Source organism: Novosphingobium clariflavum (assembly GCF_026420865.1).
GTDB lineage: Bacteria > Pseudomonadota > Alphaproteobacteria > Sphingomonadales > Sphingomonadaceae > Novosphingobium > Novosphingobium clariflavum.
Genome location: NZ_JAPCWC010000002.1, coordinates 193,875 through 218,498 on the forward strand (window position 1 = coordinate 193,875; position 24,624 = coordinate 218,498).

General features: G+C 66.3%; 26 protein-coding genes and 1 tRNA gene. 20 read left to right on the top strand and 7 right to left on the bottom strand.

Annotation, left to right across the window (positions count from 1 at the left end; translation table 11 throughout):
* Position 1: 1 nt before the first annotated feature.
* From rmuC to recR, 3 genes are all read right to left on the bottom strand, one after another.
* The gene (rmuC, locus tag OKA11_RS03245; RefSeq protein ID WP_267218784.1) at positions 2-1,588 is read right to left on the bottom strand and encodes a DNA recombination protein RmuC; all 1,587 of its coding nucleotides are present in this window, start codon (positions 1,586-1,588) and stop codon (positions 2-4) included.
* A gap of 69 nt (positions 1,589-1,657) precedes the next feature.
* On the bottom strand, positions 1,658-2,227 hold the full coding sequence (gene def, locus OKA11_RS03250; RefSeq protein WP_142633224.1) for a peptide deformylase: 570 nt from the start codon (positions 2,225-2,227) through the stop codon (positions 1,658-1,660).
* A 61-nt stretch (positions 2,228-2,288) separates the two neighbouring features.
* On the bottom strand, positions 2,289-2,885 hold the full coding sequence (recR, locus tag OKA11_RS03255) for a recombination mediator RecR (protein WP_267218785.1): 597 nt from the start codon (positions 2,883-2,885) through the stop codon (positions 2,289-2,291).
* 60 nt (positions 2,886-2,945) lie between these two features.
* Between recR and fmt the strand changes: the two genes are divergently transcribed.
* From fmt to OKA11_RS03270, 3 genes are all read left to right on the top strand, one after another.
* Positions 2,946-3,854, top strand: a complete 909-nt coding sequence (fmt, locus tag OKA11_RS03260; RefSeq protein ID WP_267218786.1) for a methionyl-tRNA formyltransferase — start codon at positions 2,946-2,948, stop codon at positions 3,852-3,854.
* Positions 3,851-4,597, top strand: a complete 747-nt coding sequence (gene truA / locus OKA11_RS03265) for a tRNA pseudouridine(38-40) synthase TruA (protein WP_142633218.1) — start codon at positions 3,851-3,853, stop codon at positions 4,595-4,597. The genes fmt and truA overlap by 4 nt, the downstream gene beginning before the upstream one ends.
* A gap of 184 nt (positions 4,598-4,781) precedes the next feature.
* Positions 4,782-5,138, top strand: a complete 357-nt coding sequence (locus OKA11_RS03270) for a hypothetical protein (RefSeq protein ID WP_267218788.1) — start codon at positions 4,782-4,784, stop codon at positions 5,136-5,138.
* A gap of 56 nt (positions 5,139-5,194) precedes the next feature.
* On the opposite strand, the gene cobS is transcribed toward OKA11_RS03270, so the two are convergent.
* Together cobS and OKA11_RS03280 are read right to left on the bottom strand one after the other, a co-directional pair.
* Positions 5,195-6,169 carry a cobaltochelatase subunit CobS gene (gene cobS / locus OKA11_RS03275; RefSeq protein ID WP_379489377.1) on the bottom strand — a complete coding sequence of 325 codons (975 nt, stop codon included), beginning with the start codon at positions 6,167-6,169 and terminating at the stop codon, positions 5,195-5,197.
* A 76-nt stretch (positions 6,170-6,245) separates the two neighbouring features.
* Entirely contained in the window at positions 6,246-6,953 is a 708-nt protein-coding gene (locus OKA11_RS03280) for a winged helix-turn-helix transcriptional regulator (RefSeq protein ID WP_267218790.1), read from the bottom strand.
* A gap of 153 nt (positions 6,954-7,106) precedes the next feature.
* On the opposite strand from OKA11_RS03280, the gene OKA11_RS03285 reads away from it, so the two are divergent.
* The 8 genes from OKA11_RS03285 (at position 7,107) to OKA11_RS03320 (ending at position 11,842) form a co-directional block, all read left to right on the top strand.
* On the top strand, positions 7,107-7,775 hold the full coding sequence (locus tag OKA11_RS03285; protein WP_267218791.1) for a glutathione S-transferase family protein: 669 nt from the start codon (positions 7,107-7,109) through the stop codon (positions 7,773-7,775).
* Positions 7,776-7,795: 20 nt separating this feature from the next.
* Positions 7,796-8,167, top strand: a complete 372-nt coding sequence (locus OKA11_RS03290; RefSeq protein WP_267218792.1) for a DUF1428 domain-containing protein — start codon at positions 7,796-7,798, stop codon at positions 8,165-8,167.
* A gap of 2 nt (positions 8,168-8,169) precedes the next feature.
* Positions 8,170-9,003 carry a VOC family protein gene (locus tag OKA11_RS03295; RefSeq protein ID WP_267218793.1) on the top strand — a complete coding sequence of 278 codons (834 nt, stop codon included), beginning with the start codon at positions 8,170-8,172 and terminating at the stop codon, positions 9,001-9,003.
* A gap of 87 nt (positions 9,004-9,090) precedes the next feature.
* Positions 9,091-9,717 (top strand): glutathione S-transferase family protein, encoded by a 627-nt coding sequence (locus OKA11_RS03300; protein WP_267218794.1) that lies wholly within the window; start codon positions 9,091-9,093, stop codon positions 9,715-9,717.
* Positions 9,714-10,217: a VOC family protein gene (locus OKA11_RS03305; RefSeq protein WP_267218795.1), complete on the top strand. Its 504-nt coding sequence runs from the start codon at positions 9,714-9,716 to the stop codon at positions 10,215-10,217. Before OKA11_RS03300 ends, OKA11_RS03305 begins: the two co-directional genes overlap by 4 nt.
* Complete coding sequence (locus tag OKA11_RS03310; protein WP_267218796.1) at positions 10,214-10,879, top strand: glutathione S-transferase family protein; 666 nt, start codon at positions 10,214-10,216, stop codon at positions 10,877-10,879. The genes OKA11_RS03305 and OKA11_RS03310 overlap by 4 nt, the downstream gene beginning before the upstream one ends.
* A 22-nt stretch (positions 10,880-10,901) precedes the next feature.
* The gene (locus OKA11_RS03315) at positions 10,902-11,360 is read left to right on the top strand and encodes an SRPBCC family protein (protein WP_379489378.1); all 459 of its coding nucleotides are present in this window, start codon (positions 10,902-10,904) and stop codon (positions 11,358-11,360) included.
* A complete protein-coding gene (locus OKA11_RS03320) occupies positions 11,357-11,842 on the top strand; it encodes a GFA family protein (protein ID WP_267218799.1) in 486 nt (161 codons plus the stop codon). The genes OKA11_RS03315 and OKA11_RS03320 overlap by 4 nt, the downstream gene beginning before the upstream one ends.
* On the opposite strand, the gene OKA11_RS03325 is transcribed toward OKA11_RS03320, so the two are convergent.
* A complete protein-coding gene (locus OKA11_RS03325) occupies positions 11,843-12,445 on the bottom strand; it encodes a DnaJ domain-containing protein (RefSeq protein ID WP_267218800.1) in 603 nt (200 codons plus the stop codon).
* 39 nt (positions 12,446-12,484) lie between these two features.
* Between OKA11_RS03325 and OKA11_RS03330 the strand changes: the two genes are divergently transcribed.
* From OKA11_RS03330 to OKA11_RS03370, 9 genes are all read left to right on the top strand, one after another.
* Positions 12,485-12,757 carry a BolA family protein gene (locus tag OKA11_RS03330; protein ID WP_267218801.1) on the top strand — a complete coding sequence of 91 codons (273 nt, stop codon included), beginning with the start codon at positions 12,485-12,487 and terminating at the stop codon, positions 12,755-12,757.
* Positions 12,758-12,861: 104 nt separating this feature from the next.
* A complete protein-coding gene (hisG, locus tag OKA11_RS03335; protein WP_267218802.1) occupies positions 12,862-13,518 on the top strand; it encodes an ATP phosphoribosyltransferase in 657 nt (218 codons plus the stop codon).
* Positions 13,518-14,807 (top strand): histidinol dehydrogenase, encoded by a 1,290-nt coding sequence (gene hisD, locus OKA11_RS03340; RefSeq protein WP_267218803.1) that lies wholly within the window; start codon positions 13,518-13,520, stop codon positions 14,805-14,807. Before hisG ends, hisD begins: the two co-directional genes overlap by 1 nt.
* Entirely contained in the window at positions 14,804-15,259 is a 456-nt protein-coding gene (gene nusB, locus OKA11_RS03345; RefSeq protein ID WP_267218804.1) for a transcription antitermination factor NusB, read from the top strand. Before hisD ends, nusB begins: the two co-directional genes overlap by 4 nt.
* 70 nt (positions 15,260-15,329) lie before the next feature.
* Positions 15,330-16,289 (top strand): thiamine-phosphate kinase, encoded by a 960-nt coding sequence (gene thiL / locus OKA11_RS03350; RefSeq protein ID WP_267218805.1) that lies wholly within the window; start codon positions 15,330-15,332, stop codon positions 16,287-16,289.
* A gap of 130 nt (positions 16,290-16,419) precedes the next feature.
* Positions 16,420-16,503: transfer RNA gene (locus tag OKA11_RS03355), tRNA-OTHER, on the top strand.
* A gap of 888 nt (positions 16,504-17,391) precedes the next feature.
* Entirely contained in the window at positions 17,392-19,485 is a 2,094-nt protein-coding gene (locus tag OKA11_RS03360; protein WP_267218806.1) for a sodium-translocating pyrophosphatase, read from the top strand.
* A 195-nt stretch (positions 19,486-19,680) separates the two neighbouring features.
* Positions 19,681-20,742, top strand: a complete 1,062-nt coding sequence (locus tag OKA11_RS03365) for a GNAT family N-acetyltransferase (protein ID WP_267218807.1) — start codon at positions 19,681-19,683, stop codon at positions 20,740-20,742.
* Positions 20,739-21,587 (top strand): cupin domain-containing protein, encoded by an 849-nt coding sequence (locus OKA11_RS03370; protein ID WP_267218809.1) that lies wholly within the window; start codon positions 20,739-20,741, stop codon positions 21,585-21,587. The genes OKA11_RS03365 and OKA11_RS03370 overlap by 4 nt, the downstream gene beginning before the upstream one ends.
* Before the next feature lie 306 nt (positions 21,588-21,893).
* Here the strand turns inward: OKA11_RS03370 and OKA11_RS03375 are convergent, their stop codons facing one another.
* Entirely contained in the window at positions 21,894-24,578 is a 2,685-nt protein-coding gene (locus OKA11_RS03375) for a M1 family metallopeptidase (RefSeq protein WP_267218810.1), read from the bottom strand.
* Positions 24,579-24,624: the final 46 nt, after the last annotated feature.

The following is a 24,624-nucleotide window of genomic DNA, read 5'->3' on the forward strand; positions in this document are numbered from 1 at the left end:
CTCATTCGGCCGCTGCGGCGTCCTCGCTGGCTGCATCGCTGCCCACATCGCTGGCTGCATCGCCGGAAAGGTCGGCGATCTGCCCCCCGGTTTCGGCGTAACGCGGCATCGCTTCGACGCCCGCCACTTCATCCGAAATCTCGCGCTTGCCGATCTTGATGTGCTTTTCGGTAAGACGGCGCGCGCGGCTCATCACATTGCCTTCGTAGGTACGCGCGAAATCGTTGAAGCTGTTCACGGCGCGGCCCAGATGCACACCGACCTTGCCGAGATCGTCCTGCGTCTTGGCCAGGCTGTCGTAGAGATCGCTGCCCAGCTTGCCGATCTCGCGCGCTTCCTTGGCGAGGCCTTCCTGCTGCCAGACCTGCGCGATGGTGCGGCAGATCGCGACAAGGTTGGTCGGGCTCGCCAGCAGCACGCGCCGCTCGAAGGCATAGTCCCACAGGCTGGAATCGTGGTCGAGTGCGGCGGCAATGAAATGCTCGCCCGGCACGAACATCAGTACGTAGTCGGGCGCGTTCTCGAACTGGCTCTGGTAGCTCTTGTTGCCCAGCGTCTGGATATGGCTTCGCATCGAGGCGGCGTGCTGGTCGAGGAAGGCGGCGCGCAGCGTCTCGTCCTCGGCCTCGAAGGCATCCTGATAGGCGTTGAGCGAGACCTTGGCGTCGATCACCAGCTGCTTGTTGCCGGGGATACGCACGATCGCATCGGGCCGCAGGCGGCCGTCCTCGGTCTCGACCGAATGCTCGGTCACGAAATCGGTGTGTTCGGCAAGGCCGCACTGTTCGAGCACGTTCTTGAGCTGCTGCTCGCCCCAGCGGCCGCGCGCCTTCGGCGCATTGCGCAGCGAATTGCTGAGACGCGCCGCCTCGCTGCGCACGCGCTCCTGCCCGGCGCTCAATTCGACAAGCTGCCCGGTCAGCGTCGCGAAGGCATCGGTGCGCTGCTTTTCGAGCGTCGCGACCTGCTCCTCGTAGCTCTTCAGCCGCTCACCGACAGGGGCCAGCAGCGTGCGGATACGCTCGGCACTGGCCTTTTCGCTCTCCTCGAAGCGCGCGCCCGCGCGGTTGAGGAAGGCCTCCTGGGCCCCTGCCAGCACTTTGGCGCCGGCATTCTCGAATTCCTTGCGCAGCGCTTCCTGCGCTTCGATCAGGAGGCGCTTCTGTTCGTCGAAATTGGCCGATTTTTCCCGCAGCGTCGCCAGTTCCGAAGCCAGTTCGCGCTGTTCGCGGCGCAAGGCATCGACCAGCGTCGCATGTTCGGATCGGGTGGTGTCGAGTGCCTGCGTCAGTTCGCCGCGCAGGCGCTGCTGCGCTTCATCATGGCTGCGGCGGACAAGTTCCATCGCCTGCCCATGCTCGGCGCGGGTGCGTTCTAGCGTTTCGGCAAGGTCATCCGCCCGGCTGGCGCGTTCACCGGCGGCAGCAAGGTCGCGAATCGCGGCGCGGAACTTCTCGTCGAGTTCACGCGCTTCGCGATCGCGGGTTTCGTGGCGGTTTCGCCAGTCGGCCGCCGGCCGGGATCCGAAGAACCAGCCGGCGCCAAGACCGACAACGAGCGCGACAATGGCGACGACTGCGATTTCCATTCCGACAGCATAGCCGGAACATTCAGGGAACGCCAGCCTTCCGGCCGGCTTTTCCCCAATGCGCGCAAATCAGGCCGCGCGGCGCAGCTTGTCGAGCTTCTTGAGTGCCATCTGGCGCTTCAGGCGCGACAGGTGGTCGATGAAGAGAATGCCTTCGAGATGGTCCATCTCGTGCTGGAGACAGGTGGCCATGAGACCGTCCATCTCTTCCTCGTGGACGGTGCCGTCGAGATCCTGCCAGCGCGCGCGGATGCGCGAGGGGCGTTCGACGTCGGCAAAGATTTCCGGCACCGACAGGCAGCCTTCCTGATAGACCGTGTGGTCTTCGGAAGGATCGAGGATTTCCGGATTGATGAAGATCCGGGGTTCCTTCCTGGTCGGCTGGTGCGTGTGGTGATGGCCGCCGTGGGCGGTGCAGACTTCCGGTTCCGCATCCTCGTCGTCGGGCTGGAGATCGATCACCAGCACGCGCAGCGGCACGCCCACCTGGATGGCGGCAAGACCGATGCCCGGGGCATCGTACATGGTCTCGAACATGTCTTCGACAAGCGTCTTGAGCTCGTCGTCGAACTTTTCGACGGGGACCGAAACCTGCTTGAGACGCGGATCGGGAACTTCGAGGATTTCACGGATAGCCATGCCCGCCAAATAAGCGCGATGGCCGATTCTCGCAAGGTCGTCGGTCCGATCAGAGTGATCGTCAGGCCACCGGCCGTCTTGCGCGAATGGCCTGGGCGAGTGTTCCCTCGTCGAGATAGTCCAGTTCGCCGCCCACCGGCAGGCCATGGGCAAGCTGCGTGATGCGCACGGCAAGTCCTTCAAGACGCTCGGCAATATAGTGCGCCGTGGTCTGCCCTTCGAGCGTCGCATTCATGGCCAGCACGACTTCGTCGATGCCGCCTTCCTCGACCCGGCGCAAGAGCTGGTCGATGGTCAGGTCTTCCGGCCGCACCCCGTCGAGCGCCGACAACCGGCCGCCAAGCACATGATAACGGCCGTTGAACAGCCGGGCACGATCCAGCGCCCAGAGGTCCGCCACTTCCTCCACCACGCAGAGCGAACCCGCATCGCGGCGCGGATCGGCGCAGATGCCGCAAGGGTTGGTGGTATCGATGTTGCCGCAGGTCCGGCACTCGACCAGCGCCTCGCGCACGGCGGCAAGCGCATCGACTAGTTGCACCAGCGCGCTTTCCCGGCGCTTGATGAGCCACAGCACCGCCCGCCGCGCGGAACGGGGGCCAAGGCCGGGAAGGCGCGACAGCGCGGCGGTAAGCGTCTCGATCTCTTGCGATGCCATGACGGCGGAGATAGGGCCTGCGCAGCCCAAGAGATAGTCCTTCGGAGAATTCCCCACACCATGCGCATCGTTTTCATGGGAACGCCCGATTTTGCGGTGCCTGCACTCGTCGCGCTGGTCGAGGCCGGGCACGAGGTCGTCGCCGTCTACAGCCAGCCGCCGCGCCCCGGCGGTCGCCGTGGCAAGGAACTGACCCCCTCGCCCGTCCACAAGGAAGCCGAAGCGCGCGGAATCGCGGTGCACCATCCGGTTTCGCTCAAGAGCGCCGAGGAACAGGAAAAGTTCGTCGCGCTGGGCGCCGACATCGCCGTCGTCGCCGCTTACGGACTGCTTCTGCCGCAGGCGGTGCTCGATGCGCCGCGGTTTGGCTGCCTCAACATCCACGCCTCGATCCTGCCGCGCTGGCGCGGGGCGGCGCCGATCCAGCGGGCGATCCTGGCGGGCGATCCCACCACCGGGGTGACGATCATGCAGATGGAGATCGGGCTCGACACCGGGCCGATGCTGGCCACCCTGCGCACGACGATCGACCGCAAGACCGCCGGTGAACTCACCGCCGAACTGGCCGAAAAGGGCGCCCAGCTCATGGTCGGCACCCTGCGCGACCTTGCCGTGCACCGCGCCGTGACCCAGCCGGAAGACGGCGTGACGTATGCGAAGAAGATCGACAAGGCCGAGGCCCGGCTCGACTTCACGGCTTCCGCCGAGCAAGTGGAGCGCCAGGTTCGCGCCTTCATGCCTGCCCCCGGCGCCTTCTTCGAACTCGATGGCGAGCGCTACAAGGTTCTCGCCGCCGATCTCGCGGAGGGTTCGGGCACGCCCGGCGAAACGCTCGACGACGGTCTCACCGTGGCCTGCGGTGAAGGCGCGATCCGCGTGAAGCGTATCCAGCGCGCGGGCAAGCCCGCCATGGAAGCGGCGGACCTGCTGCGCGGCCGTCCGGTCGCTGCCGGAACGAGGCTCGCGTGACCCGTTTTGCCCTCACTCTCGAATTCGACGGCGCGCCCTACATGGGCTTGCAGCGGCAGGTGCACGGGCCCTCGGTGCAGCAGAGCGTCGAGGAAGCGGCCTTTGCGCTGACCGGGGAAGTCACCGGCATGCATGCCGCCGGGCGCACCGATGCGGGCGTCCATGCGCTGGGCATGAAAGTCCACATGGACATCGACAAGCCGTTCACGCCCTTCCAGTTCTCGGAAGGCATGAACGCACGGCTGCGCCCGCATCCGATCGCGGTGGTCGGCTGCGAGGTGGTGCCCGACGACTGGCACGCCCGCTTCTCGTGCATCGGCCGTTCGTACATCTACCGCATCGCCAACCGCCGCGCCCCGCTCACGGTGGAGCGCGGCAAGGCCTGGCAGGTGCCCAAGCCGCTCGACGAAACGGCCATGCACCGCGCCGCGCAAAGGCTGGTGGGGCTGCACGACTTCACCACCTTCCGCTCCACCCATTGCCAGTCGCAGAGCCCGCTCAAGACGCTCGACCGGCTCGAGGTCCGGCGCGAGGGCGAGATGGTGCTGATCGAGGCCGAGGCGCGCAGCTTCCTGCACCACCAGGTGCGCTCGATGGTCGGCTGCCTCGCGCTCGTGGGCATGGGCCGCTGGGAGGAGGCCCGGGTCACCGCGGCGCTGGAGGCGCGCAACCGGCAGGCCCTCGGCCTCAATTCACCGCCGGACGGGCTCTACTTCGTCAAGGCGACGTATCCCGGGGACTGACCGGCGCCGGCCACGCCCCCACCCGACGCCTCCTCCCGCCCGGCGCCTCTTGGGGATTTCCCCTGCGCTGACGAGGGTTTGTCCCCATGGAAGCGCTTGCGCTTCCCCGATACCTTCGATCCTGCCGAATGGATGACATCGGCCCGGCCGGTCATGTCCTGCCGGGATTGGGCAGGAGGTGGCAATGCGGGATCTCATGTTGAAGTACTTTGCGTGCGCGAACGTGCTCGTGCTCAGCGTCGCATTCGTGACCAAGGCCTGGAGCCAGGACCCCTCGCCGCCCCCGGCTTCGGGCGATGAGCGCGATCAGGTGGTCCAGGTCTGCATGGCCGAGGCCAAGGCGCGCGGCGAAAAGCTCGGCGCGCGCGATGTGAGCATGCGCAAGGTCGAGGATACCGACAAGAAGAGCGACGGCCGCGCCTCGGTGCGCGCCGAAGTCGACGTCGCGATCCCCGACAAGGACGGCAAGCTGAAAATGAAGAAGATGACCTTCAAGTGCGACACCCGCCACGGCACGGTGACGGCGTTCTCCTACGACTGACATGAAAAAAGGGAGGCCGCGGCCTCCCTTTTGCCTGTTAGCGGGGGCTCAGGCCGTCAGGCCTTGGCGACAACGCTTTCGGGCAAGTCGGTGCCGAACACGCGCTGGTAGTATTCGGCAACCATCACCCGCTCGGTCTCGTCGCACTTGTTGAGGAACGAGAGGCGGAAGGCAAAGCCCACGTCGTTGAAGATCGCGGTGTTCTGCGCCCAGGTGATGACGGTGCGCGGGCTCATCACGGTCGAGATGTCGCCGTTCATGAAGCCCTGGCGCGAGAAGTCGGCAACCTTGACCATGTTGGCGATGATCCCCGCATCCACCTGCGGCACCTTTTTCGTGACGATTTCCGTCTCGACCGGCTGCGGCAGGTAATTGAGGCCGACCACCAGGTTCCAGCGGTCCATCTGGCCCTGGTTGATCTGCTGGGTGCCATGGTAGAGGCCCGAGGTATCGCCAAGGCCGACGGTATTGGCCGTGGCGAACAGGCGGAAGTTCCGGTCCGGGCGGATCACGCGGTTCTGGTCGAGCAGCGTCAGCTTGCCCTCGGTTTCGAGGATGCGCTGGATCACGAACATCACGTCCGGACGGCCCGCGTCGTATTCGTCGAACACCAGCGCCACCGGGTGCTGGAGCGCCCAGGGCAGCAGGCCTTCGCGGAATTCGGTGACCTGAAGCCCGTCACGCAGGACAATCGCATCACGGCCGATCAGGTCGATACGGCTGATATGCGCGTCGAGGTTGATGCGGATGCACGGCCACTTGAGGCGCGCGGCCACCTGCTCGATATGCGTCGACTTGCCGGTGCCATGGTACCCCTGCACCATCACGCGGCGGTTGTAGGCAAAGCCCGCCAGGATCGCGAGGGTGGTGTCCGGGTCGAAGACATAAGTCTCGTCCAGATCGGGCACGCGTTCGTCCGCCACGGAGAAGGCGGGCACCTTCATGTCGATATCGATCCCGAAGGTCTCGCGCACGTCGAGTTCGATATCGGGGGCGGCCAGCACGGTGGCGTCGCGACTCTCGGCTTTCATGGTCTCAGTCATCGTGCCTAACCGCGTAGACAAGCGGGCGCTGCACCGCAACAGGGTTTGAACACCGCCCCGCCCGTCAGCCGCGAAACTTCGGCGGCAGCGCGAAGAGGTCGATGAACCGCCCGGCCAGCGCCGGATCGCCGCCGACCTTGAGTTTGCCCACCGCTTCGCCAAGGCTGCGCTTGCCGTAGAACACCGGCAGGAAATCGGATGCGCTGGCCGCGATGAAGCGCAGGTCCGGCGCGCTCATGCCCTCTCCGGCCGGGTGGATGGCAAGCTCGCCCCCGCGCAGCCGGGCGGCGAACTTCTGCGCGCCTATGTCGAATTCCACCCAGAGCGAGAGATCGCCGGCGCGGGCCGGATCGATCAGCGCGCGCAGCGACAGCATCAGCGCCACCGGCGTGAACGCCAGCGCCGGATCGTGCCCCGGCGCGCGCAGCCCCCAGCGCACCAGTTCCAGCAGCACCGGCTCCAGCCCCTGCCCCCATTCGGTGAGTCCATAGACCTGCACCGAGGCGGGCGGCGCCATGCGGATGCGCCGGACGATGCCCGAAGCCTCCAAGGCCACCAGACGCTCGGTCAGGACCTTGGCGCTCAGCGTGGGCAGCGCGCCGCGCAGTTCGTTGAAGCGGCGCGGGCCCAGCAGCATCTCGCGCACGATCAGCAGCGACCAGCGTTCGCCGACGAGTTCCAGCGCCAGCGATGCACCGCAGGCATCGTCATACCAGCGCCCATGGCGGGCAGGCGCGGAGACTGACGCAGCCCCGGCGCGCTTCGGCGTCACATCAGTTTCATTTAGTAACTTCATGGTTGCTTTTCGTAACCTTGAAGCGCAGCCCATGGCAATAACGATTCGCCGCAAGTGCGCCGTTCGGGAACGCTTGAATGATCCGTTCCTGAGCAAACTTGTGGTACGATGCTCGATGGGAGACGACAGATGCCCCTGTGCGACGACGCGGCAACGGTGATCAGCGGTTTCAGCAACGTGCCGCCGCAAGTGCGCGGACACGTGCGCGACTTGCGCATCCGCTGGGCGCTGGAGGAGATCGGGCGCGACTACCGGCTCGACCTGATCGACGCGATGGCCCCGCGCAGCGGCGAGTACCGGCAATGGCAGCCCTTCGGGCAGGTCCCCGCCTTCGACGATGGCGAGATCCGCATGTTCGAAAGCGGCGCGATCCTGCTCTATCTCGGCGAACAGGACCCGCACCTGCTGCCCACGGCCCCGCAGGCGCGCTGGCAGGCGATCACCTGGCTGTTTGCCGCCGGCAACTCGGTCGAACCGGCGCTTGCGCACCTGAACGGGCTGGACCTGTTTTTCGCGCAGGAACCCTGGGCGGAACAGGCCCGCCCCGGCGCCGTCAAGCAGGCCCGGCGCAAACTGGCCTCGCTCCAGAAGGCACTGGGCGAGCGCGCCTGGCTGGCGGGCCCCTTCTCCATCGCCGACGTGCTGATGGTCACCGTGCTGCGCCTGCTCGACCACACGGATATCCTCGCCGAGTTCCCGGCCCTTGCCGCCTACAAGGCACGCGGCGAGGACCGCCCCGCCTTTGCCCGCGCGCTTGCCGAACAGCTTGAAGCCTACGTCGCCCCCACAGGAGAGTGAGTCCCACAGGAGATACAGCCATGGCCTATGTCGACGGTTTCGTGATCCCCGTACCTGTTGCAAGCAAGGACCGGTTCATCGCCCACGCGCGTGAATTCGACGACTATTTCATCGAATATGGCGCCATCCGCGTCTGGGAATGCTGGGGCGACGACGTTCCCCACGGTCAGCAGACCGACTTCCACCGCGCCGTCGCCGCCAGGGAGGACGAAACGGTCTGCTTCAGTTGGATCGAATGGCCCGACAAGGAGACCCGCGACCGCCAGATGGGCCTGCTCGGCGAACTGATGAAGAACGATCCGCGCTTCGACCCGCAGACCAACCCGCCGCCGTTCGACGGCGCCCGGATGATCTTCGGCGGGTTCCAGCGCGTCGTCGCGGTGGGAGAATGACGATGGGTAACCCGGTTGGCAGCTTCATCTGGTACGAGCTTCTCACCAGCGACATCGACGGCGCCGCCGCCTTCTACAAGGCGGTGGTCGGCTGGACCATCTCGCCGCAGCCCGATCCCGACGCCGAGGGCATGGACTACCGCATGATCGGCCGGGACGATGGCGGCATGGCCGGCGGCGCCATGGAGATCACGCAGGACATGGCCATGGGCGGCGCCCGCCCTTGCTGGCTGCCCTATCTCGCGGTCGACGACGTCGATGCCGAAGTCCATGCGATCGTCGCCGCCGGCGGCCGCGAGCGGCTTCCCGCCTTCGACCTGCCGGTCGGCCGCATCGCCATGGTCGCCGATCCGCAAGGCGTGCCGATCTACCTGATGAAGCCGGTGTCCCCCGCCGGACAATCACTGTCCAGCGATGGTCAGGATCCGGACGATGCCGGCGCCGTCAGCGATGTCTTTTCGGCTACCGAGAACCAGCACGTGCGCTGGAACGAACTCGCCAGCCCCGACCAGGCCGCCTCCATGGCCTTCTATGCCAGGCACTTCGGCTTCACGTTCAACGAGAAGATGTCGATGGGCGACATGGGCGACTACTGCTTCATCGGCCACCACGGACAGACGCTCGGCGCGATCATGCAGCGGCAGAGCGAGCAGCAACCGGCGATGTGGCTGTTCTACTTCGGCGTCCCCTCCATAACGGCGGCGAAGTCGGCGATCGAGGCCCATGGCGGAACGGTGCTGATGGGGCCGCACGAAGTCCCCGGCGGCGACTGGATCATTGTTGCCATGGACCCGCAAGGGGCAGGTTTCGGTGTCGTCGGCCCCAAGGGCGCCTGATGCGGGCAGCCCGTCGATCATGGCTTGACGGCGGGCTTTTGTTCCATAATTGTTCCAGCCAGGACGTGACTGCGAGGAGCACCGGGAATGGCCGACTACACCTTCTACACCAACCCCATGTCGCGCGGCCAGATCGCCCGCTGGGCCCTCCACGAGGCCGGTGCGGACTACGACCAGGTGATTGTCGAGTGGAAGGAGAAGCCCGCAGGCTTCCTCGACATCAACCCGATGGGCAAAGTGCCCACGCTTGTCCATCATGCCGATAGCGGCGACCGGGTCGTGACCGAAGCCGCCGCGATCTGCCTCTACCTTGCGGAGATGAACCCCGAAGCCGGCCTCCTGCCCAGCGAAACGGAAATGGCGGACTATCTGCGCTGGACGTTCTTCGCCTCGGGGCCGGTCGAACAGGCGGTCATGTCGCGCCACTTCAACAGCGAACCCGCCCCCGAACAGGAAATGATGGCCGGCTGGGGCAGCTTCGAGCGCACGATGAGCACGCTGGAAAAGCACCTCGAAAAGCGGGACTGGGTCTGCGGCGCACGGTTCACGATGGCGGACGTCTATGTCGACAGCGCGGTGGACTGGGGCCTGACATTCGGCACGATGCCGCCGCGCCCCGCTTTCGTCGCCTATGCCGAACGGCTTCAGGCCCGCGATGCCTACAAGGCCGCGAAGGCGGTGGACAACACGCTGATTGCCGAGATGAAGAAATGACCGCCCGGCCGCGCCGCGCCAAGAACCGCATCTGTCTCTGGTATGACGGCGCGGCGGAGGAAGCGGCAAACTTCTACGCCGGCGTCTTTCCCGATACTGTCGTCACCGCGGTGACCCGCTCGCCCGCCGACTATCCCGACGGCAAGGCGGGTGATGTGCTCACCGTCGAGTTCTCGGTGATGGGGATCGAGTGCCTCGGCCTCAACGGTGGCCCGCACTTCCCGCAAACCGAGGCTTTCTCGTTTCAGGTGGAGACCGAAACGCAGGAAGAGACCGACCGCTACTGGAACGCCATCGTCGGCAACGGCGGCGCGGAGAGCATGTGCGGCTGGTGCAAGGACAAGTGGGGCCTGTCGTGGCAGATCACCCCCAGGGCCCTGTCGGACGCCCTCACCAATCCTGATCGCGCCGCCTCCCGGCGGGCGATGGAAGCGATGATGACGATGCGCAAGATCGACATAGCCGCCATCGAGGCCGCACTGGCAGGGACGGCGGCATGAATCCCGGCCCCAGCCTCGAACTCTTTGGTCATCCCTTCTCGTCCTACACGTGGAAGGTGCTGATCGCGCTCTACGCCTACGAGGTGCCATTCACGTTCCGCATGGTCGGCGCCGACCATCCGGAAAACGTCGAAGTGGTCCAGACCGCCGGGCCGCAGGGCAAGTTCCCGGTGCTGCGGGACGGCGAGAACCTGCTGTTCGAGACCACCTCGATCCTCGAATACCTTGACCGCCATCATATCGGCGCGGGCACGCTGATCCCGGAAGACCCCGATGCCGCCACCGCGATCCGCATGCTGGACCGGGTCTTCGACAATTACGTGATGAACGTGATGCAGGTGGTGGTGGACGAACATATCCGCTCGCCCGCTGCGCCGGACCTGGCCCGCTGCGCCGAAGCGCGTGGCCGGCTCGAACGCAGCTACGCCTGGCTGGAAGGCTGGCTGCAGTTCTATCCGGCGATGGACCAGGTCACGCTGATCGAATGCGCGGCAGCGCCTTCGCTGTTCTATGCCGACTGGGTTCACCCGATCCCCGAAGAACTGCCCCGCCTGCGGCAATGGCGCGCCCGTCTGCTGGCCTTGCCGCCAGTTGCGCGCTGCGTGGACGAGGCCCGCCCGTACCGCTCCTACTTCCCGCTCGGAGCGCCCGACCGCGACTGACACCACTTTCGGAGAGATGCCCGTGAGCGCGACCAGCCACGAACTGTCGATCACCCGCCATATCGACGCGCCTGTCAGCGACGTGTGGGACGTTCTCGCCAACCGGCAGGAGGAATGGTGGTGCCCCCGCCCCTGGCGCGTCGAAGTGGACGAGCAGGACAAGCGCCCCGGCGGCGTCTGCCGCATGACGATGTACGGCCCGGAAGGCGAAGTCGCGCCGCAGAACGGTATCTATCTCGCCTACGACGAAGGCCGCCGTTTCATCACGACCGACGCCGTGACCGGCGATTTCCAGCCATCCGGCCCCTTCATGATCGGCATCTGGGAAGTCGAACCCGAAGGCAGCGGCACCCGCTACACCGCCCGCGCCCGCCACTGGAACGCCGAAACCATGCAGCAGCACGCGGACATGGGCTTCGAACAGGGCTGGTCCGCCTGCGCCGATCAGCTGGCCGAAATCTGCGAAGGCAAAGCCCCGTGAGCGAGGGCAGCGAAGGCGGCTGCACTTGTGGCCAGGTCCGCTACCGGCTGCTGGACGCCCCCATCGTCGTCCACTGCTGCCATTGCCGCTGGTGCCAGCGTGAAACCGGCAGTGCCTTCGCGCTCAATGCCGTGATCGAGGCGGACCGGGTGGAACTGATCGGCGAAACCGTACCGGAACGCATCGAGACGCCCTCGCTCAGCGGCAAGGGGCAGGCGATCCTGCGCTGCCCGACCTGCAAGGTCGCGCTCTGGAGCCACTACAGCGGCGCAGGCGACAAGGCCGATTACCTCCGCGTCGGCACGCTGGACAATCCCGATGCCTTCCCGCCCAACGTGCATATCTTCACAAGCAGCAAGCAACCATGGGTCGCGCTGCCCGAACGGGCCGAACAGTACGAAGTGTTCTATTCCGGCAAGGACGTGGTGCGGATCTACGGCGCCAATGCGGCGGCGCGCTGGAAAGTCCTGCGCAGCGGCTGATCAGGCGAAAGCGCTGGCCTTGTTGAGCAGCTGATAGGCCTCGACCACCGATTGCAACCTGCTCGCATGCCCGTGATCGCCGCCGTTGTGGTCCGGGTGATACTGGCGCAGCAGCCGCGTGTAGCGCAGGCGCAGGGTCTTGCGATCGATGTTGCCATCCAGCCCCAGCACCCCCAGCGCGCGGCGCTCGTCCGGCGTGAAACGGGCGTTCTGCGGGTGCATGTCCGCCTTCATGTCGGCCTGACGCTGGCGCATATGCGCCCTCGCCCTGCCGCTGATCGCATCCAGCGGATCGGCGAAGTCAGCCCATTTCGGCGCCCCGTCCACCCCCGCATCGGGCCGGAACGCGCGGGTCTGCGTCTCCCAGCCATGCAGCGGCGACTGGGCCCGGAAGATCTCTTCCGCGCTCATGCCGTCGAAATAGTCGTATCCCGAATTGAACTCGCGCACATGGTCGAGGCAGAACCAGCGATAGTCGCCCGGCCCGTCGAAACTGGGCGTGCGCCCGCCCGGCGCGCGGAACTCGCCCGCCTCGTCGCACCCCGGCCAACTGCACACGCGTCCGCCGGATTCGACCCTTCCATGAAATCTAGAATGTCTCACCGGCTTCCAGATGGGGGATCAAGCGCCTAAATGGAAGCCATGAACGGACCACTCGAACAGGAAATGCGGCAACTGCTGGTCGCCGCCTTCGCCCCCACCCAGCTTGACGTGATCAACGATTCCGCGACCCATCGCGGCCATTCGGGCGATGACGGCAGCGGCGAATCGCACTTCACGATTGCGATCGAAAGCCCCGCCTTTGCCGGCGTCTCGCGTCTCCAGCGCCAGCGCCTCGTCAACGCCGCGCTCGGCGACATTCCCGGCAACCGCGTCCACGCCCTCGCCATCAAGGCCCGCGCGCCGGGCGAGTAAGCATTCGGTTTGGAAAATCCGCCGCAAGCGGATTTTCCAAACCAACTCGCACCGGTTTTATCGCCGGTTGCCCTTTTCGCGCTCCCAGCCTACATGCGCGCACCATGCCGACACCCTTGATCTTTGCCGTGCCTAAGGGCCGAATCCTCGACGAAGCGCTGCCGCTGATGGCGCACGCCGGCGTGGTGCCCGAGGCCGAGTTCCACGACAAGAAGTCGCGCGCGCTCTCTTTTGCGTGCGAGAACAGCGACATGCGCCTGATCCGCGTGCGCGCGTTCGACGTCGCGACGTTCGTGGCGCATGGTGCGGCGCAAGTCGGCATCGTCGGTTCCGACGTGGTGGAAGAGTTCGCCTACCCCGACCTCTACGCCCCGGTTGACCTCGACATCGGCCACTGCCGCCTCTCGGTCGCCGAGCGGGAAGGCGAACAGGGCGGCGCCCTGCCCTCGCACTTGCGGGTTGCCAGCAAGTATCCGAACCTCACCCGCAAGCACTACGAGAAACTCGGCGTCCAGGCCGAAGTGGTGAAGCTGAACGGCGCGATGGAACTGGCGCCTTCGCTCGGCCTGTCGAGCCGCATCGTCGATCTCGTCTCCACGGGGCGCACCCTCAAGGAGAACGGCCTCGTCGAGACGAGCCGCATCCTCGACATTTCCGCGCGCCTGATCGTCAACCGCGCGGCCCTGAAGACCGACGAGCGTGTCGCCGCGCTGGTAGATGCCTTCCGGGCGCTGGTCGCCAAGCACAAGGCCGCCGCCTGATGCAGCGTCTTTTCACCAGCGATGCCGGGTTCGCCGAGGCCTTCCGGCGCGTCGTTGCCGACCGCCGCGAGAGCGCGACCGATGTTGCCCGTGACGTCGCCGATATCCTCGCCGCCGTGCGGGAACGCGGTGACGCGGCGCTGGCCGATTACACCGCGCGGTTCGACGGCCACGATCTCGATCAGACCGGCTGGCGCATCGACGCCGAAACCTGCCGCGCCGCGTTCGAGGCCCTCAAGCCCGAACTGCGCGAGGCGCTCGAACTCGCCGCGACGCGTATCCGCGCCTATCACGCCGCCCAGCTTCCCGAGAACCGCGACTATACCGATGCCGCCGGTGTACGCCTTGGTGCGGTGTGGCGCGCGGTCGATGCCGCCGGGCTCTACGTGCCGGGCGGCCGCGCCGCCTATCCCTCCTCGATGCTGATGAACGCGATCCCCGCCAAGGTCGCGGGCGTCGAGCGTCTTGTCGTCGTCACGCCGACCCCCGGGGGCGAAGTCAATGCGCTTGTCCTGGCCGCCGCGCATCTTGCCGGGGTCGACGAAGTCTGGCGCGTGGGCGGTGCCCATGCCGTCGGCGCGCTTGCCTACGGCACCGAGCGGATCGCGCCCGTCGACGTCATCACCGGCCCTGGCAATGCCTGGGTGGCCGAGGCCAAGCGCCAGCTCTACGGCGTCGTCGGCATCGACATGGTGGCGGGGCCCAGCGAAATCCTCGTCATCGCGGACGCCAAGAACGAACCGCGCCGCATCGCCGCCGACCTCCTGAGCCAGGCCGAGCACGATCCGACCTCGCAGTCGATCCTCATCACCGACGATGCCGCCTATGCCGACGCCGTGGCCGAGGCGGTGGAGATCGAACTCTCCGCCCTCGCCACCGAGGCGACCGCGCGCCAGTCGTGGAACGACTACGGCGTGATCGTCGTCGTCGGCAGCTTCGACGAGGCGCCGGCGCTGGCCGATGCCCTCGCCGCCGAACATGTCGAGATCGCCACCGACGATCCCGAAACACTGTTCCGCCAGATCCGCCACGCCGGATCGGTGTTCCTGGGCCGCATGACCCCCGAAGCGGTGGGCGATTACGTCGCCGGCCCCAACCACGTGCTGCCCACCGGGCGCCGCGCGCGGTTCGCCTCGGGCCTGTCGGTCCTCGATTTCATGAAGCGCACCAGCTTCATCCAGCTCGATTCTGCGGCGCTTGAGGCCATCGGCCCCGCCGCCGTTGCCCTTGCCGATGCCGAAGGGCTTCCCGCGCACGCGCGCTCCATTTCCGTGAGACTTTCCCAATGAGCAATTCCCAGCCCAATTCCAAGCAGGCCCGCTCGGCCGCCCGCCTTGCCGCCGTCCAGGCCCTCTACCAGTTCGAGATGGAAGGCACCGCGCAGGCCATCCTGCTCGACGAATTCCACCGCCACCGGCTTGGCGCGGAAATCGACGAGGATCAGTACGCCAAGGCCGAAGTCGCCTTCTTCGACGACGTGGTGAAGGGCGTGATCGCCCGCCGCGACGAGATCGACGAACTGCTCTCCGGCAAGCTGGCCGAAGGCTGGTCGCTCGCCCGTCTCGACAAGACCATGCTGCAGATCCTGCGCGCCGGCGCCTACGAGCTTCTGGCCCGCCCCGACGTGCCGACCGGCGCGGCAATCGGCGAATATCTCGACGTTGCCCACGCCTTCTTCGATGCGCGCGAGGCGAAGTTCGTCAACGGCGTGCTCGATGCCGTCGCCAAGGCCGTCCGCTGAGCTTTTTGCGCAGCATCGGCGCCCACTCCCGATCTCGACAATGGGCCCTGCCGGGCCCATTGTCATTTCCATGACCCGCGAATTCGCCTTCATCGAAGCCCTGCGCGCGATTGCCGTCAGCCCGGCCGCGCGCGGCCTTGCCGACGATGCCGCCGTACTCGAGATCGGCGGCGAAAAGCTGGTCCTGACGATGGACACGCTGGTCGAGGGCATCCACTTCCTGCCCGACGATCCGCCCGAAAGCATCGCCTGGAAGCTGGTGGCAGTGAATGCCTCCGACCTTGCCGCCAAGGGCGCCGAGCCGCTCGGCTGCCTCAAGTCCCATGCGCTGGGCGAAGACGAGTGGGACCGCGCCTTCCTTGGCGGGATGGAGCAAGCCTGCCGCCATTTCGGCCTGCCCTTGCTCGGCGGCGACACCGTGCGCATGCCGCGCGGCTCGGCGCGCAGCTTCTCGCTCACCGCCATCGGCCGGGGGCTCGAGGACGTGCCCGTGCCCACCCGCAGCGGCGCGCAGGCGGGCGACGTGGTGTGGTGCAGCGGCACGCTGGGCGATTCCGGTCTTGGGCTCGCCCTGCTGTCCGACCAGGTCAGGGACGTCAGCCCCGACCATGCCAGGCTGATCGACCGCTATCGCCGTCCGATGCCCGAACCGGCGCTGGGCGCCGCGCTGGCCCCGCTGACCAGCGCGATGATGGACGTATCGGACGGCCTGCTGATCGACGCCCGCCGCATGGCCGAGGCCAGCGGCGTCGCCATCCATTTCGACGCATCCGAAGTGCCGCTTTCAGACGCCTATCGGGCTGTGGCGGGGGAAGACGTCGAACAACGCATCGCCGCAATGACGGCAGGCGACGACTACGTCCTGCTGTTCACCGCCCCCACCGTACACAGCGCCTACTTGCGCGCGGCCGCCAAGGGGCTCGATACGCAGATCCACGCCATCGGCACGGTTTCCGAGGGCAGCGGCATCGTTCTGGAATGGAAAGGCGCGCCGATTTCGCTGCCGGACCGGCTCGGCTATCAGCATTAGGCGTCCCTGCGGATTTGCGCGGCGGCGATTACGATGACGGTTATCCGGGATTTGCACAAGTAAGCTGCCGTTTCGGTCACGCCAACAAAGCAGTCATTGCCGAAGCGCAAGGCGATGGGCATATCGGATCGGTCCGCGTGACGGAATTGGTAGACGTATCGTCACAACGGTCCTCGTGAAACCGAGGTGTAGGTTCGAGCCCTGCCGCTGACCATAAGTCCGGAGATACCTCGTAGCCGCCTGGCGGTACTCGCCAACTTTGCAGACGTTGTGCCGACTGATAATGCTTCGGGCTGCCTTGATGTTTTCGGGTTGGAGCGAATGACGAAGACAACTTATGTACTGTTAGTCGTAGGAATTTGGGTCTCGTACGTTGCTTGCCTCTATCTTGCGTTTCTGGTTTGTGATCGCTGCAGCCTTCCCGCCGCTGTTCGTTATCTCTTCGCGATCCTACTGACGCTGGGGTGGCTCGCCATTAAGAACAGATTGAACGACATTCGCAGCGGCTCGCAAAGTTTATGACAGCTCTCGCCATTATGATGTCTGCTTCCCCCGACATTGCAGTCGTAGCGTGCCGCTGGCAACCGACCCGATAGCCGCCGGTTGTTCATGGGGGCCGAAAAGACATCTTCCCACCCAAATCAGACCTCCCCACCCGCTCAGGCTGAGCCTGTCGAAGCCCCCGAGGCGGGGCGCTGGGCTTCCCATGCTTCCGACAAGCTCAGCATGAGCGGGGTGGGTGGAGCAATGGCCACACTCCCCGACCAAGCTGACCTCTCCAACCCGCTCAGGCTGAGCCTGTCGAAGCCCCCAAGCCGGGGCGCAAGGTCCCCATCCTTCGACAAGCTCAGGATGAGCGGAGTGGGCGGGGCGACGTCCGCTTTCCCCGACATTCCGCTCATAAACATCGAGGCCTGAAACGCCGAAAAGTGGACGCTCGCTCAGCACCTCGCTTGCCGCCTCCGAAAAAGTCTCTCACCGACAAAATCGACTTCGGATGAAGGCGCTTGCCAGTAATCCTCCTTGTCTATAGCCCTTTACGTCCAGAACGGGAAAAACCGTCGAAAATAGCGAATGTTCGCGTGGGAAAAGGGGGCGTTTTGTGAATCCAGTCACGATCGCAATTATCCTGGGGCTTCTGGCCATTCTCTATGGCTTCATTACCAGCAGACAAGTTCTCGGCGCTCCGGCCGGGTCCGACAAGATGCAGGAGATCGCCGCCGCCATTCAGGAAGGCGCGCAGGCTTATCTGAAGCGGCAATATTCGACCATCGCCATCGTCGGCGTCGTCGTCGCCATCATCATTTCGCTGACGCTGGGGCACATCTCGGCCATCGGCTTCGTCATCGGCGCGATCCTTTCGGGCGTGGCCGGGTTCATCGGCATGAACATCTCGGTCCGCTCGAACGTGCGCACTGCCGCCGCCGCCCAGACCGGGCTGCAAGCGGGCCTGACGCTGGCCTTCCGCGCGGGCGCCATCACCGGAATGCTCGTCGCCGGCCTCGCGCTGCTCGCGATCGCGGTGTTCTACTGGTATCTGACCGGCCCCAGCGGCCACACCGTCGGCGGTGAGGATCGCACCGTGGTGCAGGCGCTGACCGCCCTCGCCTTCGGCGCCTCGCTCATCTCGATCTTCGCGCGCCTTGGCGGCGGCATCTTCACCAAGGCCGCCGATGTGGGCGCCGACCTTGTCGGCAAAGTGGAAGCCGGCATTCCCGAGGACGATCCGCGTAACCCCGCCGTCATCGCCGACAACGTGGGCGACAATGTGGGCGACTGCGCCGGCATGGCTGCCGACCTGTTCGAGACTTACGTCGTCACCGTGGGCGCCACGATGATCCTGACCGCGCTGCTGATGAAGGGCATCGCCAATTTCGAAGGCCTGATGGCGCTGCCGCTGCTGATCGGCGGCGTGTGCATCGTCACCTCGATCATCGGCACCTACTTCGTGCGGCTGGGCGGATCGCAGAACATCATGGGGGCCATGTACAAGGGCTTCCTGGTCACCGCGGTCCTGTCGATCCCGGCGATCTGGTGGGCGATCGATTACGCGCTGGGCGATATCGGCGCCGAGATCGGCACCACCGGGTTCTCCGGCAAGTCGCTGTTCCACTGCGCGCTGGTCGGCCTCATCATCACCGGGCTGATCATCTGGATCACCGAATACTACACCGGCACCGGCTATCGCCCGGTGCGCTCGATCGCCAAGGCATCGGAGACCGGGCACGGCACCAATGTCATCCAGGGCCTCGCCATCAGCCTCGAGGCGACCGCGCTGCCCACCGTGGTGATCGTGGCCGGCATCATCATCGCCTATCAGATGGCCGGCCTGCTCGGCATCGCCTATGCGGCGACGTCCATGCTGGCACTGGCGGGCATGGTGGTGGCGCTGGACGCCTACGGCCCCGTCACCGACAATGCCGGCGGCATTGCCGAAATGGCCGGGCTCGACGACAGCGTGCGCGAGAAGACCGACGCGCTGGACGCCGTGGGCAACACCACCAAGGCCGTGACCAAAGGCTATGCCATTGGCTCGGCGGGGCTCGCCGCGCTGGTGCTGTTCGCGGCCTACACCACGGACCTGCGCGAGTTCTTCCCCGATCTCGACGTCGATTTCAGCCTTGAGAACCCCTACGTCATCGTCGGGCTGCTGCTCGGCGCGCTCCTGCCTTACCTATTCGGGGCCATGGGCATGACGGCGGTGGGCCGCGCGGCGGGCGACGTGGTCAAGGACGTGCGCGAGCAGTTCAAGGCCAATCCCGGCATCATGACGTACGAGTCCAAGCCGGATTACGCCCGCACCGTGGACCTGGTGACCAAGGCGGCGATCAAGGAGATGATCGTGCCCTCGCTGCTGCCGGTGCTGACGCCGATCGCGGTCTATTTCGCGATCTCGTTCGTGGCAGGGGTGGAGAACGGCTTTGCCGCCCTCGGTGCACTGCTGCTGGGGGTGATTGTCGGCGGGTTGTTCGTGGCGCTTTCGATGACATCGGGCGGCGGCGCCTGGGACAATGCCAAGAAGTTCATCGAAGACGGCCATCACGGCGGCAAGGGTTCCGAGGCCCACAAGGCCGCGGTCACCGGCGATACCGTGGGCGATCCGTACAAGGACACCGCCGGCCCGGCCGTTAACCCGATGATCAAGATCACCAACATCGTCGCGCTGCTGCTACTGGCTGCACTGGCGGCGGGTTGATCGATCAGTCACATCAAGACCCCGGCGGAGCGATCCGCCGGGGTTTCTGCTTTTCGGGCCAGCGCGTTAGCGTTTCCTTGAAACCGAGGCGTTAGAAGGTCGCTCATGCTCACGACCTCCCCCCCGCTTCACGAGGACGAGCCCGGCGTTGTTCCGGATGACGGAGGTGCGATAGCCTGCCTGCCATGGCGAACGATGGACGCGGAGGTCGGCGCGTGGGACGCCCTCGCCCAGCGTGCCAGCGAGCCCAATCCGTTCTACGAAAGCTGGTATCTGCTGCCGTCCCTGCACCATCTCGGCAGCGCGGAATGCGTGGAGATGCTGCGTTTCGAGCGCCACGGGCGTCTCGCCGGCCTGCTTCCGATCGTCCGCAGCCGCCGCTATTACCGCTGGCCGGTACCCAACCTCGCCGGCTGGCTTCACGCCAACGCCTTTCTCGGCACGCCGCTGATCGAGCGCGGGGCGGAACGGCCTTTCTGGCGCGCCCTGCTCGAATGGGCGGATGGTTCGGCACGCACCGAGATGTTCCTGCACTTGCGCGCGGTGTCGCTCGACGGCCCGGTTCATCGCGGCCTTACTGCCGCACTGGGCGATCGCACGTCAGCCATCGTCCACCGCGAGGAACGCGCTCTGCTCCGCTCCCCCCTTTCGCCGGACGCCTATCTGGAAGCCTCGCTATCGGGCAAAAAGCGCAAGGAAATCCGCCGCCAATGGAACCGCCTTGCCGAATGCGGCGAAATTGCGGTGGAGCGTCTGCGCGGCAGTGACCGTCTCGAAGACTGGACCGGCGAATTCCTCGCCCTCGAAGCAGCGGGCTGGAAAGGCAGCGCGGGTTCGGCGCTGGCCAGCCAGAACGCAACCCGCGCCATCTTCCGCGAAGCGCTGTCCGGCGCCGCTGCGCGCGGGCGACTGGAACGGCTCGCCCTCAGGCTCGACGGCAAGCCCATCGCCATGCTGGCGACTTTCCTCACCCTGCCCGGCGCCTTCTCCTTCAAGACCGCGTTCGACGAGGACTTCGCCCGTTTCTCGCCCGGCGTCCTGCTCCAGCGCGAATACCTCGACATGCTCACCCGCCCCGAGATCGCCTGGACCGACAGCTGCGCGGCCGAGGATCACCCGATGATCGACCACATCTGGCGCGAGCGCCGCGCGCTTGGCCGCATCTCCATCGCCATCGGCGGGCCGGTGCGCCGCGCCCTCTTCCGCCGGTTCCTGTCTGCCGAACTCGCGCGAAACCCCGCAGGACACTCTGCATGAACGCCCCCGCCCATCCCGTCTTCGGCCCGCCCGCACGCGCGCTGCTGGCCGCGAACTATCCCGAGGTGCCGCACAAGCTGCCGCATGCGTTGACCAGCCACCCCTTGCTGGAACTCGAAGCGCTCGCCGCGCTGGCGGAAACCGTGCCCGCCACTTCGGTCGAGTACAACTTCGGCAACCAGCCCCTCGGCATCGACGGCAAGCCCGCGCCCACCGGCATCCCCATCGGCCGCACCATCCGCGAGATCGAGACGACCAATTCCTGGGCCGTCATCAAGAATATCGAGCAGCACCCGGACTATGCCCGCCTGCTCGAGGACCTGCTCGCCGAACTGCGCCCGATGATCGAGGAAAAGACCGGCGCCATGATGAAGCTGCAAGGCTTCCTCTTCATCACCTCGGCCGGCGGCGTCACGCCCTACCACTTCGACCCCGAGCACAACATCCTGCTGCAAGTGCGCGGCCATAAGGTCATGACCCAGTTTCCCGCCGGAAACGCCCGCTTCGCACCGGACGAAGTGCACGAGACCTACCACACCGGCGGCGGCCGCGAGCTGAAATGGCGGGACGACCTGCTGGAGGGCGGCCGCGAATTCGCCCTGAGTTCGGGCGAGGCCGTGTTCGTGCCGGTGATGGCGCCGCATTTCGTGAGGAACGGCACCGAACCTTCGGTTTCGCTCTCGATCACGTGGCGCTCGGAATGGAGCTTTGCCGAGGCGGACGCGCGGGCGTTCAACGGTGTGCTGCGCAAGTTGGGGCTCAAGCCGAAGGCCCCGGGGCGCTGGCCGGCGCGCAATCGCGCCAAGGCACTGGCTTGGCGGGTGCTTCGCAAGTTCAAGAAATAAGAGAAAGTCCGGGGGAATGATCCCCCAGACCCGCGCAATGTCTTCGCTGCGTCTCGCCTATCGGTTGCGCGCTCGTTGCTGCCGCAGGCCATTTTGTCTCCCGGCTCTCCGTCAGCGCAAGACGGATAGGCTGGGCACGACGAAGACGGTATTGGGGGTGCAGGGGGGCTATGCTCCCCCTGCTTCTAGAGCGCTTTCCGATCTGATTGAATCAGATCGGGCTCTCCAGATTCTTTGGTTTCCGCGTTTTTCCGAGTCACTGCGTGTTCCACTCCGTTCGAAAAACGCTCTAACCTTCCCCCTTACTTACTTCGCAGACTTGACCCACTGAGCCACCTGCTCCCGCTGACGCGGACGGTTGGCGAGACGCTCCTTGAGCGCGGTCAGCGCCTGCACCACCGGCTTGGCCTCGTCGGCCGGAAGCGTGGCGGCATAGGCTTCGATCTTGCCGACCATCGCCGCATCGGTGCTCGACGCCACGATGCGTGCGAAGAAGCGCGCACGGCCCGAGTGTTCGATCAGCGCGTCGACCTTGGCCTGATTGGCGCGCACGAAGTCGAAGGCCATTTCCGGGTGCCCGCGGGCGACCGAGGTGATGATCTGCGAGGCGCTGGTGGCGTCCGGCGTGCCGGAGATCGCGAAGGCCAGCGATTCCCTGGCCAGCGCGTCGTCCTTGGCGAGGCCGAGGTTCGAGTAGTACATCTGGCGCTCGACAAAGCTGGTGGCGCCGGCGGCCTGCTTGCGCAGCAGTTCCCAGTCGGCGCGGTTGGCGTTGGCGGCGGCGACCGAGAGCCAGGTGCCCTTGAGCGGACCGTCGAGCGACTGCGGGTTCGTCGTCAGGCCCTGAAGGCGGCGACGCGCTTCGGCCACGACCTTGGCCTCGCCCACCGCGCCCAGCGTCTCGATCAGCTGCGCGCGCAGTTCGGTGTCGACCAGCGGCTCGCCGGCGGTGCCGTCGAAGCCCAGCTTGCCGAGACGCGGCGCCCAGATCTTCGAGATGCGTGCGCCCAGCGCCGTGCGGGCCGGCTTCGCAGAATCGCCGTCGAGCAGACCGTAGACCGCCTGCCAGCGCTCCGCGACGTTGGCGGACAGCACCGCGTCGGCACCGGGCGAGAACGCCGAGAGGAAGTCGAGACCGACCGCCATGTCCTGATACCCCGCCAGCGCCAGCGAGAGGTTGTCGCGGGCAAGGCCGTACTGGTCGATCGGGGCCAGCTTGCCGAACGAGGCGACCAGCGCCTTGATCGCCGGGGCCGGATAGAGCGTGCGATAGTAGCCGAGCTGGCCTGCGTTGACGAGAACCGGGCCGCAACCGGCCAGCGTCATGCTTTCGCTGCGTTCCGCCATCAGGTGGCGGGCCGGGGTTGCCTCACCCACGCGCACCAGCAGCGGCATCGGCCAGACCGGCGCGGTCGTGCCGCGCGCGGCGGGGTCGAGCGAGAAGGCATCCTGCGTGAGGTCGAGGCGGGTCTGGCCGTTCTGGCACGACACCGCGTTGACGCGCAGCAGCGGCACGCCCGGCGTGTGGGTGAAGGCCTCGGCAATGCGGTCCACGTCCTTGCCACCGGCATCTTCCATCGCCGCCCAGAGATCGCGGCTGGAGGTGTTCGAGTAGGCGTGGCGCTTCATGTAGAGGCGCATGCCGTCACGCCAGGTGTCGGGCCCGACGTAGTCCTCCAGCATCGAGATGACCGCCTGCCCCTTCTGGTAGGTGATCGAATCGAAGGCCTGCTCCATTTCCGAAACGGTGCGGACCTTCTGCACCACCGGGTGCGTGGTCGGCAGCGCGTCGAGCGCCATCGCGCCTTCGCGGCCGTCGACGGCGCCCAGCTTCCAGTTCCAGTCCGGATTGAAGTGATCGGTCGCCTTGGCGGCAAACCAGCTGGCGAAACCCTCGTTCAGCCAGATGTCGTCCCACCAGGCCATCGTCACCAGATCGCCGAACCACTGGTGCGCGGTTTCGTGGGCCTGCACGCTGTAGATGCTCTGCTTGCCCGCGGGGCTGGTGGTCTTGGGATCGAGCAGCAGGATGCGCTCGAAGGTCATGATCGCGCCCCAGTTCTCCATCGCACCGAAGAATTGCGAGGTGCCGGGGGCGGCGATGTTGTCCAGCTTGGGCAGCGGGAACTTGACGCCGAAGTAGTCATCGAACCACGGCAGGATCTGGGCGAGACCCTCGCGCGCATAATCGGCCTGCGCGCCGCTGCCCGCAGGCGCGACGATGCCGACGTCGACGCCGTCCGCCGCCTTTTGCGACGAGCGTTCGAAATCGCCCATGCCGAAGAACAGCAGGTAGGAACTCATCTTCGGCGTCGTCGCGAAGGTCACGCGCTTGAGGCCGCCGGCGAGCATTTCCTGCCCCTTCACCGGCATGTTGCCGAGCGCCATGCGGTCAGCCGGAACGATGGCCGAAAGGTCGAAGGTCGCCTTGTAGCTGGGCTCGTCGAAGCTCGGCACGAAGCGGCGGGCGTCGGGTGCCTCGAACTGGGTGAACAGGCCGCGCACTTCCTTGCCGGTGCGCTTGTCGGGATAGTCGAGCGCGAAGAGCCCCGAGGGCTGCGTGCCGATCTTGCCCGCATAGGCAACGTCAAGGCGGTACTGTCCCGGCGCGATGGCTTTGGGGGCGGCAAAGCGCAGGGTCTGCGCGGCCTCGTCTGCCGTGGTGGTCAGGGCGACCGGCTTGCCGTCGGCGCCGACGAGCGCAGCGCCCGACACCGCAAGGCCGTTGCCGTGCAGCGTCAGCGCGTCGGTGGCGGAAAAGACAGTGACGTCGATCGAGACCTTGCCGGTGAAGGTCAGCGCCTGCGCGTCGGGCGTCACTTCGATGCGGTAATGCGTCGGACGGGCATTGCGCGGCAGGTCGCTCGGCACGGTTTCGGGCAGCGGGGCAAGCGTTGCCGCGGCGGGCGCATTGGCGGCAAAAGCGTGGGCGGAAACGGCAAAGGCAATCACGGCACCGGCCGTGGCAAGACTACGCAGGGAAGAACGCATGAAGAGGGATGCTCCGAGAAATCGGGTACTGTTTGCGCAGGCAGGA